This window comes from Pseudomonadota bacterium (assembly GCA_023229365.1).
Taxonomy (GTDB): domain Bacteria; phylum Myxococcota_A; class Polyangia; order JAAYKL01; family JAAYKL01; genus JALNZK01.
This window is the reverse complement of the sequence record JALNZK010000016.1, coordinates 1-17,053: the sequence shown is the minus strand read 5'-3', so window position 1 is coordinate 17,053 and position 17,053 is coordinate 1. Positions and strand designations below refer to the sequence as shown.

The following is a 17,053-nucleotide window of genomic DNA, read 5'->3' as shown; positions in this document are numbered from 1 at the left end:
GAAAAGGCGTTCTGATCGGCCGCGGATCATTTTCCCTCCACCAGTGCCTTTGCGGCACCCGCGTACTGTCCGCTCGGGTAGCGCTCGAGGTACGACGCGGCCACACGCCTCGCTTCGGTGGTGCGGCCGATCTCGGCGACAGACGTGAAGTAGAGGTACAGCGCCTGCTCGCGGTAGGGGCCCGCCACGGAGTCGACATCCCGGACCAAGGGCGCGAGCATCTCGACCGCGGTCCCCAAGCCCGCGCCGAGTCGATGCAGGCTCTCGGCGTACAGAATCCTGACCTCATCAGACTTGGCGTTCCGCCCGGGATACTGCTCGGTATAGTCTGCGCCTCGCTGCTGCACCTCCGCGAAATCGCGCCGGCGGTATTCGAAGCGGACGAGGGAGAAGAGCGCCTCCTCGGCGAACGTGCCGTTCGGATACTTTTCGAGGTAGTCGGCCATCTGCTCCGAGGCGAGCGGAAGATCACCGCGCACCCGGCTCGCGAGCGCTTCGAGGTAAAGGCGCTCCTCTTCTGAGACGGGAGCCTTTTCCGATGGGGGCGCGCCGGCCGCGGTCCCGGTGTCCGCGGCGGACGTAGGCGGTGGGAGCTGCGCTCCGGCCACCTCGGTGCCGATGGCCACCTGTGGCGAACGCGCCTTCGAAGCGCCCCCCTCGAGATCAGCGCGGGAATCCGAGGAAGCCTCTGGCGCTAGAGATACGACCTCGGAGCTCGCCGGGTCGCAGAACCGCCGCGAGACCCCGGCGACGACGAAGGAGATCGATTTGCGGAACGAAGCGCGGACCTTTCCCTCGTCGACCGAGACGGCCGGGCAGTCCCCGTCGAAATAGACCTCGAAACGCGTGCCGACGACCTCGACGGTCAGATCGCCCGCGGTCACAGCGAAGCGCTCTCCGTGCGCGAGATGCGCGACGTCGAAGCGCGCGCGTCCTCGTTCCATCCTGAAGCTCGATTCGATGCGATCGAGCGACATGAGATCGAGCCGGGTGTCGCTGATGACTGTGACTTCGTGCGGGCCGATGCCCAGGACGACCGCGGAGTGCGGAGCCGTTGCGATCATCGACGCGCCGTCGACGTGCATCCGTGCGGTCGCCGGCACCGTGGTTGTGCTGTGCGGCAGGGTGACGTCCGCGCTTCCCGTGATCTCTTGCACTATGGCTGTGTAGGGCGCCGTCTTCGTCGCGATCGGAACGTCTTTGTTCGGCCGCGGAGAGAAGACCCACGCGGCGGCCACGGCGGCGAGCACTGCGACCAGACCGAAAGCGGCAGCGAGCTTCATCGGGCCGGGCTTTCGCGAACGCGGCGCAAAGACGGCGCCTGCGATACGGCTCTTCGCCGCTTCCGGAAGCGACGCGCCTTCGTACGCCGTCTTGAGCTCGGCCACGGCGCGCAGCGCACGGTCGTCGTGTTTCTCGGTTGTCATTCCGCCTCCCAAAGTTCGGCAAAGAGGGCGCGTGCGCCGACCAGACGACTGGCCACGGTCCCCTCGGCCAAACCGAGCACCTCGGCAATCTCAGATCGCGAACGCCCTTCGAGGTCGTGGAGCAGGAGCACCTCCACGAGCTTCAACGGCATCCGTCGCAATACGTTCTCCAGATCGCGGGACAGCACGCCGTCGCCGGGAAGCGTCGCGTCGATTCGCGAGTCGCTCAGCCGTACCATCCGCCGGAACCAACCGAGCCGCCGGGCGTTCGCCGCCTTACGCCGCGTGATCTGGAACAACCACGGAGGGATCTGCCGCTCCGAACCGCAAGCGCCGATGCGCCGAAACGCCGTCACGAACACCTCCTGGGTCACCTCCTCGGCGCCGGCCGCGCCGAAGCCGAAGAAGCGCGACCAGCGATATACCGAGCCCGCATACCGCTCGAACAGCTCGCGCCAAGCCGCCTGCTCCCCACGACGGCATCGGTCCAGAAGGGTGTGTTCGTTCACGCGCTCATCCCGTCGCCGGCTCGAGGCTCCCGCTGCCGTTCCGCCACAATAGATGTCGCGAAATCGGCTTTCTGATCGATCTCGCGCCTAAAAATCGAAATCGAGCCCCGCGACGCCCGGCACGGTGACCAGGTTCACCTGCTTCTTCGGCCCGTCGGCGATCTCCGTTAAACGCCCCGTGGGACATATCGCGACGCCGACGCGCAGGAACACGCCGAGGGGACCGACGAGCCTCACCCGGCCGAAGACACCGACGAACAGGCCGAAGTCGGCCCACGTCCGCACCTTCGAATCGGCGATGCCGTCGCGGCGAAAGCGGCTCTGGATCCACGCGGCCGCAAGCTCGGCGCCGAGCCTCGACCGGTCGCCCCGGAAGAATAGGTAGCGCGCGCCGAGGCGCGCCCCCGAGGTGAACGTCTCGAAGGTCCGCGAGCCGATCGCGTAGTTGGAATCGAGCTCCGCGTGGACATTGACCACCGCGCGCCAGCGGCCGGTGCCGATCGACCCGCCGAGCTCCACGCGCGGCGCGACGGCGTCCGGAGACATATAAACGACCCCCGCACCGACCTCGAGGCCCCAATCGATCTCGGCGCGGGGAGGTTCTCTCGGGGGCAGTGGCGGTGGCGCGGGCGCAGGCTTTGCTTTCGGAGCGACGGCAGCGTCGACCGGTTGGGCCACCGGCAGCGCCAGCAGAGAGAGACTGCGGAAGTCGAGGACCAGTCCGTCGATGAGCAACGCCAAGGCGTGGGTCTTGTCCGCGCTGATGGTCGCCTCGATCGGCCGCACGGGCGACGAGAGCCACGGCACACGGCTCGAACGCTTCTGGTCGGGCGCCGCGCCCGAGGTGAGGACCAGGGCAACGAGTCCGTTGTCGTCGACCTCGAAGCGCCCCTGGAACCGGGAGGAGGCCTCCTCCGCTCCGGGAGCAGATGACGCATCGGCGCAACTGGGTGCCGGCGAGAGCTCGACGAAGCGCGAGGCGGACCGGACCTCTCCGGCCAAGGCCGCGAACGCGCTTTCGTCGTCGTCCGTGCACAGGGTCAGAAGCTCGCGTTCGTCCTCGGGCACCTGAGAGATCGCGGCCGCGCTCCGGGTGAGCACGGCAAGGATCAATGCCAGGCGTGGCAGCTCGAGACCGAAACTCTTCATCGAATTGATCTGCCACGAACGCGGCGGCTTCGAAACGGTTTTCATCGCCGCGGCACGCAGGGAACCGCTGGTGGCGGTGCGGAGCGAACAAACAAAACGAGAAAAAACGAGCTGAGCGCCCTGATCAAACTACTCGCCGAGGCGATCATGGAGACGCCGCGCGTAGCCGAGAGCTTCGTCTACTCTCTCGCCGTCCACATGCGGACAGCGCTCGGTGAGACGGCTTCTGTCCAGAAAGTTCTTTTCGATAACTTCGAGATCGATGATGTCGTCGTAGCCGAAGAACGCCAGCGGGCGCCAATTCGAGCTGACCGCGATCTCGCGCACGACACCCCGAATCGCGCAAGCAGCTATCACCAGATCACCCGATCCGACGAAGCGCCTCGCTTTGGTCGAGGCGTCCCAGAACCGTCTTTCCCAACCGGCCGCGAGAGGCCGTTTGAGCCTCTCGATGTCAGGCTCGAGCCCGTCATTCCAATCCAGTCGAGTAGCCAACGCATAGATGTGCTCGGCGGTTTCGAGCACCTCGTCGGCATCCAGGCGCTTTCGGTGCACCGCGACGACGAAGTCCTCGATGATCCGGTTCAGCAGACTTTCGCCCATGACGAAGCTCTTTCCCAAAAAGAGCGCGCTCGCCCGAGACCAGCCAACGTCTCCGAAAACGACCTTCGAGTAGACCAACTACCAATCCCCAGGTGCTTACTTCTTTGCTGATCCAACTCGGAATCGTCGTAATCGACCCTCCATTGATATTGACGACCGAGTGTCGATTTCTGGGTCCGCTCCCGCAACGTCATCGAGCGTTCCGCCGAGTGCAACCGTGCGTAGTTCCCCTCGTCGCATCCATTAACTCCGGACGGCCCCAACCGTTGCACTCTTTAGGTGCAATTGATGCAGCCGAGGGAAGGGGGCGTTCCATGAACGCGAGCGAGCTGAAGAAGAGGGCGATGGCGCTGGGCATCCAGCCGGACAAGAAGCCGAGGCGGGAGATCATCCTGGAGATCCAGCGCGCCGAGGGCAACGCGCCGTGCTTCGGCGCCAACAACGGGAGCTGCCGCTACGCCGACTGCTGTTGGTTCGACGACTGTGAGGTGCAGCACCGCAAGGGCGAAGGCTGAGAGGACGACGGCGGGGGACGACGCGGAGCCCCGCCCCATGCACGTCTTGTTCGTCGTCTTTCTACTTCTTGATGTTGGTACTGGGGCGCGGACGCCGACGAGGCGCGCGGGCGGCGTGGTTGTGCGTCGAAGCGGATCGGCTTACGCTCGAGGAGCAGCTACAAGACAAGGGGGTGTGTGATGCGGTGGTCGACCTGGATCATGGGGCTCGTCGTGTTCGGCCTCGCTGCCGGATGCGGCGGCGGCAACGGAAGCAGCGGCGACGCCGGACCGGACGGAAGCTCAGACAGCGATACGGACACTAATACCGACACAGACACGGACGCGGACGGCGGTGCCGACGCGAGCACGGAATGTGAGGGCGATGTTGTCGTGTTCGCCGACGAGAACCTAGAGGCCGTGGTCCGAGAGGCGATCGATAAGCCGACCGGCGTCCTATGCACCGAGGACGTGGAGGGACTCACCGATCTACCGGCGGGCTTGAGGGGCATCACCAGCCTTGAGGGCATCCAGGCGCTCACGTCTCTCACCTCTCTGTCATTGTGGGAGAATCAGATTACCGACGTCACCCCACTCGCCGGACTCACATCCTTGGAGTATTTGGATTTGCTTGTGAACCAGATCAGCGATGTCACACCGCTCGCTGACCTAACCGCGTTGACCTTTCTGAACCTCGGTGTGAATCAAATCACTGACGTCGGGCCGCTCGCCGAGCTCACTTCGCTGGAAATACTGTTCATCGACTTCAACCAGATCAGCGATATCGCTCCGCTCGCCGACCTAACTTCGATCACGTGGTTGTCACTTGCCGTAAACTTGTACATCAGCGACATTGCACCTCTCTCGGGATTCGCATCGCTATCGACACTGGAGGCAGAGGACAACCAGATCGGCGATCTCACACCGCTTGCCGGGCTCACGTCGCTTACGCACCTGGATCTCCGTGTCAATCAAATCAGCGACCTCACGCCGCTCACTGGGCTGTCCTCGCTGACCGATTTGATGTTGGACTCGAATCAAATAGGCGACCTCACGCCACTCGCAGGACTGACGTCGTTGGCCGGTTTGCGGCTCGATCAGAACGAGATCACCGACCTTGCACCGCTCGCGGGGCTTATCTCGCTAGTCAGCCTGCACGTTTCCGGCAACCAGGTCAGCGATCTGACGCCGATCGCCGGTCTCACGTCGTTGATATGGCTCGGGGTTGGCGGCAACGAGATTGTCGACTTCACGCCGCTAACCGACCTCACCTCACTGACGTGGTTGTCGGCCGGTAGTAATCAGGTCAGCGATCTGACACCGATCTCGGGGCTCACCTCGCTCACGTGGCTCGACCTCAACTACAGCCAGATAATCGACCTCACCCCCCTCGCCGATCTCACGTCACTAATCCATCTCTCCATCTACAACAACGAGATCAGCGACCTCTCGCCGCTCGCAGTATTGACGTCCTTGCACGACCTGCATGTCCAATCCAACCAGGTCAGCGACATCACGCCGCTCGCGGGGCTCACGTCGTTGACTTCGCTGCACTTTCAGTCCAACCAGATAACCGATCTGACGCCGCTCACGTCGCTCACGCTGCTACACTACGTGTATTTCGATGACAATCTGGTCAGCGATCTCGCTCCGCTCGTGGCGAACGACGGTATCGATAGTGGCGACACCGTTTCGGTCGTCGACAACCCTGTCGACGAGGTCGCACAGGCCGAGAATATCACCGCCCTTTGCGACCGCGGTGTCTATCTCAGCCCGTTCTGCCCCGAGTAGACCAGCAGTCGGGACGGTCCCGGAGTTCACATCCTCACCGGCATCACCACCGCGATCTGCCTGCCGTCGCTGTCGACGCGCAGGGGATCGAGCGGGCGGCACAGCGAGAGCTTGACCATCGTGGTGTCGGTGATCGCGTCCGTGAGGTGCGCCGCGAGGTAGCCGGTGATCGAGTCCTCGCCTCCACGGGGGTGCCAGCGGCGGTCGTCTCCTTCCCGGGCCGGTCCAGAACTCGTAGGATGCTCCGAGGATGTTCGATCGCGGCGGAGGATCACATGGTGGTTCGGAACGTCTGCCTCGTACTGACGGTCACGGTGATCGCGTGCCTGCCCGCGTGCCGGGCAAACGAACAGCGTGACCCTCCCGCGTCGAAGGCGGCAGCGCAGGCGGTCCACGATCCGGCGCACCCGCCCATCGACTGCCCGCTGCGCAAGCAGGGCATCAACCCGAACCACCTGCGCCCGTTCGAGGACGTCGAGAAGTACATCACCTTCCTGGAGCGGCCGGATCGTGCGGTCTGGCAGAAGCCCGACGAGATCGTTGCGGCACTGGGTCTCACGGGGGTCGAGACCGTCGTCGATCTGGGAGCGGGCTCCGGCTACTTCACGTTCCGCTTGGCCAAGGCGCTGCCGCAGGGGCGGGTCGTCGCCGCCGACATCGAGCCCGAGATGATCCGGCACATCCACCACAAGGTGACGTCTGAAGGGATCAGGAACGTGGAGGCGGTCCTCATCAAGCCCGACGACCCGGGTATTCCCCAGGACGCGGACCTCGTGTTCGTGTGCGACGTGCTGCACCACGTCCCGGATCGCGCCGCATGGCTGGGCAAGGTGGCGGCCGAGATGCACTCCGGCGCGCGGCTGGGGCTCGTCGAGTTCAAGGAGGGCAACCTGCCGGAGGGGCCGCCCGAGTCGGTGAAGATCACGCGCGCGCAGATGGTGGAGCTGGCGGCGAAGGCCGGGCTCGCCCTCGATGCCGAGCGTGCGGACCTGCTCCCATACCAAACGTTCCTCGTCTTCCGGAAGGCGCCGTGAGGGGGATCCCGAAAACCTGATGGTGCGCGCAACTTAATCGGCGCGCGGGCCCCGCGTTCTCATCGGTGTGGCGCGTTCGTCGACGCTGGATGCTCTGTCGGTGCGACGCAGCAGCGGCGCGGCTCGCCGGCGTATCTGATCGGCTCTCCCCGACCTGCGATCGGAGTAGCGCCGTAGACGTGGGGAACCGCCTCGCACGGTTCGAGATCCTGCGCGCGGTGGAGGCTTTCCCGTTGACACGCCGTTGACACGGGGGTCTGAAATCAGGTGATTTCGACCTGACATCAGGTGACGAACCGTGATGCCATGATGTCTTGCAAATCCCCGCCATGTTTGGGTTTTCTGTTGCATTTCAAGATGTTGCGGAACACGGCAGAAACCGCCTGTTCCAACTACGGAACCGAGGGTCGCGTGTTCGAATCGCGCTGGGTGCGCAATGAAATCGGGCACTTGCGAAACATCGCAGGTGCCCTTTTTCTTGCCCGTTGACACGAGACCCGATTTTTCAACCGAGATCGCGTCGGGCCTCGCCGAGCGAACGGGCGGCTTGACCAGCGACGCGCGCTCCAGCAACCTCGCTCGCGAGGATGACGAAGCCGAAGCGAAAGAGGGAAGCCGCCGCGGCGCGAACCGATCACTTGGGATCGCCGATCCCGAACCACCCGACGCTGCGGCTCACACCAAACGGCAATCTCGTTCTCGCGCAGAGCGATGACGCGCCGCCGCTCGACGGTGAAGCCGCCGAGCGCATCGAGCGGGCTTTCTCGCTGAACAGCGGAAACGGGCTGCTGCACCTGGGCGGATCGATGGTCGGGCGAGCGCTGCCGCCGGTCTTCTCGTACTGGCGCGAGCTCGCGGTGCGGTATCTCACAGGGGTGTGCACCCTCCCGGACGTCGAGGAACGGCGCGATCCGGTGCCGCCGTCCGACGCATCGCTCGAGGAGCTCGCTTCTGCCGCCCCGCTCATGCCCGGCGCCGAGTATCTCACAGCGGACGTGCTGCGCGCGCTCTGGTCGCGGATCGGCGCGGCGTTCGCGTCCGAACGATCCGCGCGCGGTGGGACCGTCCAGGATCTGCTCTCGTCGTTGAGCCCGGCATGGAACGTCGTCGGGCGCGTGCACTTCCACTTGGCGGAGAACCGAGGCGACACGGCGGCGCCGTTCGCGTTCCTCGCCACCTACACGAGTCGGTTGTCGGCGCTCGGCAAGGCGCAGCATCAGCCGCTCGGGCAGGCGTTGCGCGAGTACGCGGGCGCGGCCGAGAAGGAGCGCCTCCTCGCGCTGCTGCTCCCGGTGCAGCGTGCGTCGGAGAGCTGCGCGTGGCTCGCCGAAATGATCGCTTCGGGCGAGATCTTCCACCCGCTGCGCTGGAGCCCGGTCGAGGCGTTCCGGCTCCTCAACGACGTGCCGCGCCTCGAGAGCGCCGGCGTGGTGGTTCGCATGCCGGCCGCGTGGAAGGGTGGGCGCCCGCCGCGGCCGCGCGCCACCGCGACCGTCGGCGCCTCCGTGCCTTCGTCGCTCGGCGCGGACGCGCTGCTCGACTTCAATCTCGCGGTGACGATCGACGGCGCGCGCCTCAGCGCGCGCGAGGTGAAGGAGATCCTCCGCGCTGCGAACGGGCTGGCGTTGATCCGCGGGCAGTGGGTCGAGGTCGACGGGGCGCGGCTCGGGCGGGTGTTGGATCGGTTCGAGCGGGCGCGGGCGCTCGCGGCCGCGGGCGGGCTGACGTTCGCCGAGGCGATGCGGACGCTCGTGGGCGTAGGCATCGGCGACGCGACGCTGGACGCGGAGGATCGCGCGTGGGCACACGCTGTCGCCGGACCGTGGTTGGAGGAGACGCTGCGCGGCCTGCGCTCCCCGGAGCGGCTCACAGCGATCGATCCCGGCGACGATCTTCACGGAACTCTACGACCGTACCAGGAGGTCGGGCTGCGCTGGCTGCACCTCCTCTCGCGGCTCGGTCTCGGCGCCTGCCTCGCCGACGACATGGGGCTCGGCAAGACGGTGCAGGTGATCGCGCTCCTGCTCGCGCTGCGCCGCGAAGGCTCGGCGACCCGGCGGCCGAGCCTGCTCGTGGCGCCGGCGTCGCTGCTCGCCAACTGGGCGGCGGAGCTGGAGCGGTTCGCGCCGACGCTGCGCGCCGTGATCGCCCACCCGTCGGCGAAGCCGCCGGCCGCGCTCGCCGCGCTCGACGAGCAGACGGTGGCCGGCGCGGATCTCGTGATCACCTCGTACGGGACGCTGCTGCGGTCGCCGAAGCTCGGCGACGCCCGCTGGGAGCTCGCGATCCTCGACGAAGCGCAGGCGATCAAGAACCCGGGGACCCGGCAGACGCGCGCGACGAAAGAGCTGAAGACGCGGGCGCGGATCGCGCTCACCGGCACGCCGGTGGAGAACCGGCTCGGCGATCTCTGGTCGATCTTCGATTTCATCAACCCCGGTCTGCTCGGCTCGGCGCGGGCGTTTTCCGGGTACGCGAAGCGGCTCGCCGACGATCCACACAACCCGTACGGTCCGCTACGCGACCTCGTGCGACCGTACATCCTGCGCCGGTTGAAGACCGACAAGACGGTGATCACCGACCTGCCGGAGAAGACCGAGCTGAGGGCGTTCTGCGCGCTGAGCCGCAAGCAGGCGGCGCTCTACCAGCAGGCGGTCGAGGAGCTCGCGGACGCGCTCGCCGACGCCGATGGGATCCGGCGCAAGGGCGTGGTGCTCGCGTCGCTGATGCGGCTCAAGCAGATCTGCAACCACCCGTCGCAGTGGCTCGGCGACGGCGGCTGGGCCGAGGGCGACTCGGGAAAGCTCGGGCGGCTGCGCGAGCTGAGCGAGATCGTCGCCGCCAAGCAGGAGAAGGCGCTCGTGTTCACGCAGTTCGCCGAGGCGGCGGCGCCGCTCGCGGCGTTCCTCGGCGGCATCTTCGGTCGCCCGGGCGTGGTGCTCACGGGCGCGACGGCGGTGAAGCATCGGCGCGAGCTTGTGCGCCGCTTCCAGGAGGACGAGAACGTGCCGTTCTTCGTGCTGTCGCTCAAGGCGGGCGGCTCCGGGCTCAACCTGACGGCCGCCGCGCACGTCATCCACTTCGACAGGTGGTGGAACCCGGCGGTGGAGAACCAAGCCACGGATCGGGCGTTCCGCATCGGGCAGACGCGGAACGTGCTCGTGCACAAGCTCGTCTGTCGCGGCACGGTGGAGGAGAAGATCGACGCTCTCATCGAGTCGAAGCGGCAGCTCTCGCGCGATCTCCTCGAAGGCGGCGCCGAGCTCTCCCTGAGCGAGCTTCCGGACGACGAGATCATGCGCATCGTCGCGCTCGACCTGCGCGCGGCGGTGGAGGAGTGACCGATGCGGAGAGGGCGCCATAGGAGGGACGACGAATACGGCTCTGGTTGGCCGGCCTACGTCCCGGTCGCCGAGCGACGGCAGAAGGCGGAGCGCGCCGCGAGGAAGCTCGAGAAGAAGGGGCAGCAGCTCTCGCCGATCGTCCTCGACGGGCGCGCCATCGCCCGGACGTTCTGGGGCCGGGCGTGGTGCGACAACCTCGAGGGGTACGGCGACTTCGCGAACCGCATCCCGCGCGGGCGCGCCTACGTCCGCAACGGCTCGGTGATCGACCTGCGGATCGCCGAGGGGATCGTCGCCGCGCTCGTCAGCGGCACGCGGATCTACGAGGTGAAGGTGACCGTCGCCGCGGTGCCCAACGAGACGTGGACATCGCTCTGCGCCGACTGCGCCGGCGGCATCGACTCGCTCGTCGAGCTGCTGCAGGGCCGCTTCTCGAGGGCGGCGATGGACCGGATCTGCCGGCAGCGAACCGGGCTGTTTCCGTCGCCCGGGGAGATCCGCTTCTCCTGCTCGTGCCCGGACTGGGCGTCGATGTGCAAGCACGTCGCGGCGACGCTTTACGGCGTCGGCGCGCGGCTCGACGTGGAGCCCGAGCTCCTGTTCCGCTTGCGCGCCGTCGACGGCAACGAGCTCGTCGCCTTGGCCGGGGCCGGGCTGCCGCTCGGCGCGGGCGCGCCGTCCGCGGAGAAGCTGCTCGACATCGACGACCTCTCGGCGCTGTTCGGCGTCGAGATCGCGACCGCGCAAGGGAAAGCGGCGCCGAAGCCGAAAACGAAGCGCAAGCGGGCGAAGGCCGAACCGGAAAAGACGCGCGAGCCGAAGAAGGGGAACCCGCCGAAACGAAGCCGGGCCTCGAAGGTCGCCGAAGCGACGGGGTCGGCGAAGATCGTGACGCTCCCCGCCCCATCCCGACGGCGCTCACCTGGCGCGAAGAAGAAGTCAGCTCCGCGTTCCTGATGCGGAATCGGCCCGGGTCATTCGCCGGAGGCGAAGCGCTCCGGCGTGGTCGCCCGTTGTGGAAACGCGACGACAACCTGCTTGTCCCAGGTGACGAGTCGACACCGCAGCCGCTCCGCGAGCGCGACGTACTCGCAGTCGTACGCCGTGCATCCCGAGCCCATGGCCAGCTCGAGCACGAGCGCGTCGTCCGATTCCTCCGCGGGCGGGCAGATGACGATGCGCCGCGCCTCGGCGATGATCTCCGCGCAGCGGGCGCTGGATTCCGGCACCTTGCGCGCGTACGAGACGAGAACGTTGCGCAGCTCCGAGAAGACGAGCGCCGGCGCCGACCACGCCGCATCCCGGACGAGCACGCGCTCGGCGGCCTCGACCTTGGGGCCGGGCAGCAAGAGCGCCACCAGGACGTTCGTGTCGACGACGATCACGGGCGCCCCAGGGCGATCGCGGCGTCGACCTCTTCCGGCGACAACCCCGGGCCGCGGATGCGGGTCCGCAGCTCGCGGATGCGGGCGAGCGCGCTCTCGGACGCCAGGCGACCAGGCTCCTCGTCCTCGACCGCCGCCTCCAAGATGTGGAGGATCTCACCGTTGAGGCTGCGGTGCGATTCGGCCGCGCGCGTGGCGAGTCGGGAGCGGAGTCGAGCGGGGACGCCCTTGATGGTCAGTGACACCTTTTCTCGAGGCTGTGGTTCCATTTGGACTCCTTCCTGGTACCAATTTGCAATCATTTTTCCGGCCTGTCAACGCGTACCAACTCATGACATTCAATGATGTCCGCATGACATCAGGTGACGGATCGTGATGTCGCGATGCTGTCGGATCACTGGCGCGTTGGTGGAATATTCAAATATTCCAGTTGGTTATCGACTACTTCAATGTGTGAACTACGGAACCGAGGGTCGCGTGTTCGAATCGCGCTGGGTGCGCAGAGAAATCGGGCACTTGCGAAATATCGCAGGTGCCCGTTTTCTTGCTCAGGGCTTCTTCTTCGGCTGCTTGTCCAGCTTCCTCTTCGTCTCCTGGTCGTGCTTGATAGTCTTCTGCTTCTCGCTCTTCGCCTTGTCCTTCTTGCCACCTTTATCGCCCATGGGGCATCTCCCTTCTTCTTCGGTGATTCATCCCCCTTATACTCCGCCCCCCTCCCGATCTCACGGTTCCGGCTCCCCCATCCACACAGGCGCGGACACCAGGACGTCGCCGTCGGTCTGCGTCGCGCGGGCCACGACGTACTCCGACCCGGTCACGTCGACGGTCTCGGTGATGGAGCAGCTCTGCGCGCCGCCGCAGTCGACGGAGGCGACGAGCGCCTGGCCCGGGCCGTAGAGCTCGAGCGCCGCGTAGCCGTCGCCGGCCTCCGCGTCCGTCGCCTCGGCCTCGAGGAGGAGCTCGGCGAACCCCGAGAGGATCGAGCCCATCCAGCACGTCGTGTCGGCCATGAGGCGCAGCGTCGCGTTCTTGTCGTGGGTCATGAACGAGCGCCGCTCACGCGCCGCGTCGAACAGCGCGGCCGCCGAGAGCGTGCTCATGTAGAACGCGCTCCGGGCGTCGTCCGCAACGCCCCAGTTCGCGCTGTGGTTGTCCTGGTTGTGCGTGGGCGAGACGTGCCAGCCCGCGTCCAGCGCCTGGAAGTAGAGGCTCCACGTGTCGCCGTTCCCCTTGAAATCGAAAAGGGTCATCTTCTCGTCCACGGCCGCGTCGTACTCGAAGTTGTTCCACGTCATGCCGGCCTCGTCGCCCGGGTGGCTGAACTCGGTGACGCACGACGGGCACTCGATCACGCTCTGGTAGAAGTCGTGGAAGTCGACCTGCACCATGGGGAAAAGCCACTCGTTGAACAGCACGACATCGTGGCCCGTGGAGCCGACGAGGCCGAAGCCGCTCCCGTACTCGTAGCCGCACAGGGCGAGGAACGCGCCGTCCACGGTGAACTCGGCCGCCGCCGCCGCGCACGCCGGGTACTCGCCGCTCGGCAGGCCGAGCAGGGTGTACAGCTGCTCGAGGTGATCCGTGACCGCCATGATGTCGAGGCCGGCCGCGTCTCGGGCCATCGTGAAGGCCTCCTCGGGAGATCCCTCACCGTCCGAGTTCGACGTGTGCGCGTGGAGATTGCCGAAGTACGGCGTGAAGCTCCCTTCCACACAGCCGTTCCACGGGCCGGCGTCCGCGCCGCCGTCGGCCCCAGCGTCGGCGCCCGTGTCCGTGTCGCCGTCGGTGTCGGTGTCGGTGTCGGTGTCTATGTCCGCGTCCGTGTCCGCGTCCGTGTCGGCGTCCGTCGAGCCCGTGCCGGCGTCGTCCTTCGCGCCCGATCCCTTCCCGCATCCCGCGAAGAGCGCCGCGGTGAGCAGGAGGAGGGCGAGCTCATGATTGCGTGCCATGGCCGGAGCTTAGCACACCATCGGGCCGCGCGGAGTCACTCAAGCGCGAGGTAGCGATCCCAGATCGCGGCCGGAATATCCTTGATCAGCCTGCCGCTCACCATGTCGAGCACCGTCACCGCCGAGTAGCCGGCCGCGAGCTCGCGCTTCGTGCGGGCGTTCGAGATGGCGTGATCGAAGTGGAACCGCCCCTCCCACCTGTCGATCAGCTTGTGGCGGGTGACCACGACGAGCTCGTCGCCGTACGCCGCGGGCTGCAGGTACTCGCAGTGGTTGACGACGACCGGCGTCGCGATCCGATGCTCGACCGCCCACGCCATCGGGAACACGCCCTCGAGCACCGCGAGCCGGCCGAGCTCGAACCACCGCAGGTAGTGCGCGTTGTGCACGACCTGCATCATGTCGACGTGCTGGAACTCGACGACGACCTGCGACCGCCTCGTGATGATCCGCGACACCGCGCCCCCCGCTCCGCGATCACATCTCGTCGAGCTTGACGGCCAAGCTCTTCGGCGTGATGGGCGGCATGGAGACCGTGCGGATGCCGCGGCCGTCCGCGCCCTCGAAGGAGAGCCCCGCGTACGCGTAGGCGGCGTCGAACACCGCGAGCCCGACGCGCCCCCCGAGCGTCGGCGAGTACGCCGCGTTCACGACCTCGGCGACCCGCTCGCCTCCCGCGAGGACGGCGTCGCCGACCGCGAGCGCTCCCCCGGCGTCCGCCGGCACCACGCCGATGATCTTCTTGCCCGGGCCCTCCCCGCGCCGCTTCCGGATCGCGTCGAGGCCGCGGCAGGGCTCCCCGCCGAGATCGATCATCCACTGCAGGCCGAGCGCCAGCGGATCGCGGACGCGCTTCCCCTCCTCGTGGACGTTGAAGAAGCGGCCGTCCAGCCGGAGCATCGAGTGCGCCGCGGCGCCGACCGGCCGAATGCCGTAGGAGGCACCCGCCTCCTCGATCCGCCCCCAGACGCCCGCCGCGCCGTCCGCCGGCACGAGCAGGAGGTAGCCGAACTCGGAGGTCTTGCCGGCGCGGATGAGCTTCACGCTCGCGCCGTCGAGATCGTAGGTCTCGATCGACAGGTAGGGCAGCCCGAGCACGTCCGGGCCGAACAGCTGCTTCACCACCGCGTACGAAAGGAGGCCGTCGACGCCGATGAGCGCGGTCGTCCCGGAGACGTCCTCCGCCCCGGCCTCGAACGCCCCGGCGCGCTCGAGCGCCGCGCGGGTCGCCGCGTCGTCGATCAGGCTCTCGCCGATGACGAAGAAGTTCTCGTCGTCGTTCGCGACGTAGAGATCCGACTCGACGAACCCGCCGTCGTCGGCCGCCATCGTGTGCAGGACGCGCCCGAACCGGATCCCGGCCACCGATCCCGTGGCGTAGCTCTCGAGGGCGTCGAGCCCGGCCTCCGGCACGCGGTGGCGCGTCGCGAAGGAGAAGTCGGAGATGCCGACCGCGTCGCGGACCGCGCGGTACTCGTCGTCGATCTCGCCGAACCGGGCCGCGATCTCGGCGCCGGCGCGCTCCGCGAAGACAGCGCCGCGGGAGGCGAGCAGATCCCTGAGCGGGGACGTCCGCATCACGCCACCTCCCCCTTCTTGCGGGCCCTCTCGGCCAGCACGTAGTCGGCGATGGAGTTGATCGATCGCAGGATCGCGATGTTGTCGTCGGCGATCTTCACGTCGAAGGAGTGCTCCACGCCGAGGATCACCTCGAGCGCGTCGAGCGAGTCCAGGCCGAGCCCGGAGCCGAGCAGCGAGACGTCCTCGTGCAGATCCTCGGGCTCGTACGGGAGGTTCAGCCGCGTGATGAGGTCGCTCTTGATCACGCGCAGCACCTCGGCGCGTTCGTCGATTCGGCGTTTCAGCTCAGCGTCCATCGATTGCCTCCGTCCTCGAAACCCGGGGACGATAGCAAATGTACGGCGGCCCAGGAAGCCCACCTTGACGCCCGACCCGACTTCGGACACCGTTCGCAACGAAAACCACACGGGAGGTGGCGACATGGCGGACGTCCTGCTCGAGCTCGAGACGCCTTTGATGCGCGGGCCGGCGGTGCGCAGGCTGCAGGAAGCCGGGACCGCGCTCGGGTTCGACTTCGGCAAGATCGACGGGGTCTTCGGCGAGCGGACCGAGGCCGGCGTGCGGGCGGTGCAGGCGGCGTTCGGCCTCGCTGAGACCGGCAGCTGCGACGAGGCGACGTGGCGCGCCCTGGAGGCGAAGCTCGCCGCACGCGCGGCGCCCGTGGCACCGGCTGATCCGGCGCCATCGAAGGGATCGCGGATCGTCGACAGGCGGGACGCGCACAAGAACGCCAAGGGCTGGCCGAGGAGGTCGTGGAGCCGCATCGAAGGGGTCACGCTGCACCAGACCGGGGTGCGCCTGTCGAACGCGCCCGCGCGCTGGGACACGGTGCACGCGCACGCCGGGATCACCGGGGACGGGAAGGTAATCCTGATCAACGACCCCACGGTCGTGGCGCCCCACGGCAACGGGCTGAACGGCTTCACGATCGGCATCGAGATCTGCGGCAACTTCCGCGGGATCGAGGAGAAGCCCGGAACGCACTGGAAGGGCGGCGGCGAGGCGACGACGCTGTCGGCCGCCCAGAAGGCGGCGCTCGAGGAGCTCTTCGGATGGCTCGAGGGCGAGTTCGCGGGCCACGGCGCCACCTGGCGCATGATCCACGCGCACCGGCAGGCGAGCGCGGCGCGCGAGGCAGACCCGGGGAGCAAGATCTGGAAGGAGATCGCGATGCCGTGGATGGTGCGGCTCGGCGCGACGGACGGCGGGCCCAAGTTCAAGATCGGCAAGGGCCGAACGATCCCCAGGCAGTGGAACCCCGACTACCCCGACAACTACTGGTCGTAGAAAGGCGCGGCGGGGCTCACATCGTGAAGGCGACTCCGGAGCACTCCTCGAACCCCGGGCCGCAGCTCTCGGCGATGCACGTCACGCATTCCGGCGAGCTCGGGCTCATGCAGTCGGAGAGGCAGTTGGCCGCGATACACCCGGCCACGCCGCCGAAACACGCCGAGCAGTCGGCGGACAGGCCGGTGGAGTCGGCCATGCATCCCGAGACACACTCCTCGTTGCCGTAGCAATCCATCGCGCACGTCATCATCGCGCCCGAGACGTCGGTCGACCCGAGGATCTCGAGATCCGCGCTGTTCGTGCACGCGCCGTCCGCCGTGCCGGTGTCCGAGTCCGAGTCCGAGTCCGAGTCCGAATCCGAGTCCGAATCCGAGTCCGAGTCCGAGTCCGAATCCGAGTCCGAGTCCGAATCCAGATCTCCTGACATGCCCTGCGTAACCTGCTGAAAAGACACGGACCGCGTTCTGCGGGGCGCGCACTCAAATCTGTCCGGTCTT

18 protein-coding genes are annotated in these 17,053 nt (G+C 67.2%); 6 read left to right on the top strand and 12 right to left on the bottom strand.

What is annotated here, in order from left to right; translation table 11 throughout:
- Positions 1–26: 26 nt before the first annotated feature.
- The 4 genes from M0R80_10420 to M0R80_10405 all read right to left on the bottom strand — a co-directional run bounded on the left by M0R80_10420 (position 27) and on the right by M0R80_10405 (position 3,688).
- Complete coding sequence (locus tag M0R80_10420) at positions 27–1,427, bottom strand: FecR domain-containing protein (GenBank protein ID MCK9460042.1); 1,401 nt, start codon at positions 1,425–1,427, stop codon at positions 27–29.
- Positions 1,424–1,936, bottom strand: coding sequence for an RNA polymerase sigma factor (locus tag M0R80_10415; GenBank protein MCK9460041.1), 513 nt, complete (start codon positions 1,934–1,936; stop codon positions 1,424–1,426). Before M0R80_10415 ends, M0R80_10420 begins: the two co-directional genes overlap by 4 nt.
- A gap of 87 nt (positions 1,937–2,023) precedes the next feature.
- On the bottom strand, positions 2,024–3,130 hold the full coding sequence (locus M0R80_10410; protein ID MCK9460040.1) for a hypothetical protein: 1,107 nt from the start codon (positions 3,128–3,130) through the stop codon (positions 2,024–2,026).
- Between the two features lie 84 nt (positions 3,131–3,214).
- On the bottom strand, positions 3,215–3,688 hold the full coding sequence (locus M0R80_10405; GenBank protein ID MCK9460039.1) for a hypothetical protein: 474 nt from the start codon (positions 3,686–3,688) through the stop codon (positions 3,215–3,217).
- 314 nt (positions 3,689–4,002) lie between these two features.
- Between M0R80_10405 and M0R80_10400 the strand changes: the two genes are divergently transcribed.
- The gene (locus tag M0R80_10400) at positions 4,003–4,203 is read left to right on the top strand and encodes a hypothetical protein (GenBank protein MCK9460038.1); all 201 of its coding nucleotides are present in this window, start codon (positions 4,003–4,005) and stop codon (positions 4,201–4,203) included.
- 180 nt (positions 4,204–4,383) lie between these two features.
- Positions 4,384–5,973 carry a leucine-rich repeat domain-containing protein gene (locus M0R80_10395; protein MCK9460037.1) on the top strand — a complete coding sequence of 530 codons (1,590 nt, stop codon included), beginning with the start codon at positions 4,384–4,386 and terminating at the stop codon, positions 5,971–5,973.
- A 26-nt stretch (positions 5,974–5,999) separates the two neighbouring features.
- Here M0R80_10395 and M0R80_10390 read toward each other — a convergent pair whose 3' ends face one another.
- Positions 6,000–6,248, bottom strand: a complete 249-nt coding sequence (locus M0R80_10390) for a hypothetical protein (protein MCK9460036.1) — start codon at positions 6,246–6,248, stop codon at positions 6,000–6,002.
- On the opposite strand from M0R80_10390, the gene M0R80_10385 reads away from it, so the two are divergent.
- The 3 genes from M0R80_10385 (at position 6,249) to M0R80_10375 (ending at position 11,308) form a co-directional block, all read left to right on the top strand.
- Complete coding sequence (locus tag M0R80_10385) at positions 6,249–7,007, top strand: class I SAM-dependent methyltransferase (GenBank protein ID MCK9460035.1); 759 nt, start codon at positions 6,249–6,251, stop codon at positions 7,005–7,007. It begins immediately after the preceding gene.
- Positions 7,008–7,594: 587 nt separating this feature from the next.
- Positions 7,595–10,348, top strand: coding sequence for a DEAD/DEAH box helicase (locus tag M0R80_10380; GenBank protein MCK9460034.1), 2,754 nt, complete (start codon positions 7,595–7,597; stop codon positions 10,346–10,348).
- Between the two features lie 3 nt (positions 10,349–10,351).
- Positions 10,352–11,308: a hypothetical protein gene (locus M0R80_10375; GenBank protein MCK9460033.1), complete on the top strand. Its 957-nt coding sequence runs from the start codon at positions 10,352–10,354 to the stop codon at positions 11,306–11,308.
- A gap of 17 nt (positions 11,309–11,325) precedes the next feature.
- On the opposite strand, the gene M0R80_10370 is transcribed toward M0R80_10375, so the two are convergent.
- The 6 genes from M0R80_10370 to M0R80_10345 form a co-directional block, all read right to left on the bottom strand.
- On the bottom strand, positions 11,326–11,736 hold the full coding sequence (locus M0R80_10370; GenBank protein MCK9460032.1) for a type II toxin-antitoxin system VapC family toxin: 411 nt from the start codon (positions 11,734–11,736) through the stop codon (positions 11,326–11,328).
- Positions 11,733–11,981 (bottom strand): Arc family DNA-binding protein, encoded by a 249-nt coding sequence (locus M0R80_10365; protein MCK9460031.1) that lies wholly within the window; start codon positions 11,979–11,981, stop codon positions 11,733–11,735. The genes M0R80_10370 and M0R80_10365 overlap by 4 nt, the downstream gene beginning before the upstream one ends.
- A 477-nt stretch (positions 11,982–12,458) precedes the next feature.
- On the bottom strand, positions 12,459–13,685 hold the full coding sequence (locus M0R80_10360; GenBank protein MCK9460030.1) for a hypothetical protein: 1,227 nt from the start codon (positions 13,683–13,685) through the stop codon (positions 12,459–12,461).
- A 35-nt stretch (positions 13,686–13,720) separates the two neighbouring features.
- Positions 13,721–14,143 carry an acyl-CoA thioesterase gene (locus M0R80_10355; protein ID MCK9460029.1) on the bottom strand — a complete coding sequence of 141 codons (423 nt, stop codon included), beginning with the start codon at positions 14,141–14,143 and terminating at the stop codon, positions 13,721–13,723.
- A 19-nt stretch (positions 14,144–14,162) separates the two neighbouring features.
- Positions 14,163–15,263 (bottom strand): hypothetical protein, encoded by a 1,101-nt coding sequence (locus tag M0R80_10350; GenBank protein MCK9460028.1) that lies wholly within the window; start codon positions 15,261–15,263, stop codon positions 14,163–14,165.
- Positions 15,263–15,562, bottom strand: a complete 300-nt coding sequence (locus M0R80_10345) for a phosphopantetheine-binding protein (GenBank protein ID MCK9460027.1) — start codon at positions 15,560–15,562, stop codon at positions 15,263–15,265. Before M0R80_10345 ends, M0R80_10350 begins: the two co-directional genes overlap by 1 nt.
- 64 nt (positions 15,563–15,626) lie before the next feature.
- Between M0R80_10345 and M0R80_10340 the strand changes: the two genes are divergently transcribed.
- Positions 15,627–16,553, top strand: a complete 927-nt coding sequence (locus M0R80_10340; protein MCK9460026.1) for a peptidoglycan-binding protein — start codon at positions 15,627–15,629, stop codon at positions 16,551–16,553.
- A gap of 16 nt (positions 16,554–16,569) precedes the next feature.
- Here M0R80_10340 and M0R80_10335 read toward each other — a convergent pair whose 3' ends face one another.
- Positions 16,570–16,983: a hypothetical protein gene (locus tag M0R80_10335; protein MCK9460025.1), complete on the bottom strand. Its 414-nt coding sequence runs from the start codon at positions 16,981–16,983 to the stop codon at positions 16,570–16,572.
- Between the last annotated feature and the right edge of the window lie 70 nt (positions 16,984–17,053).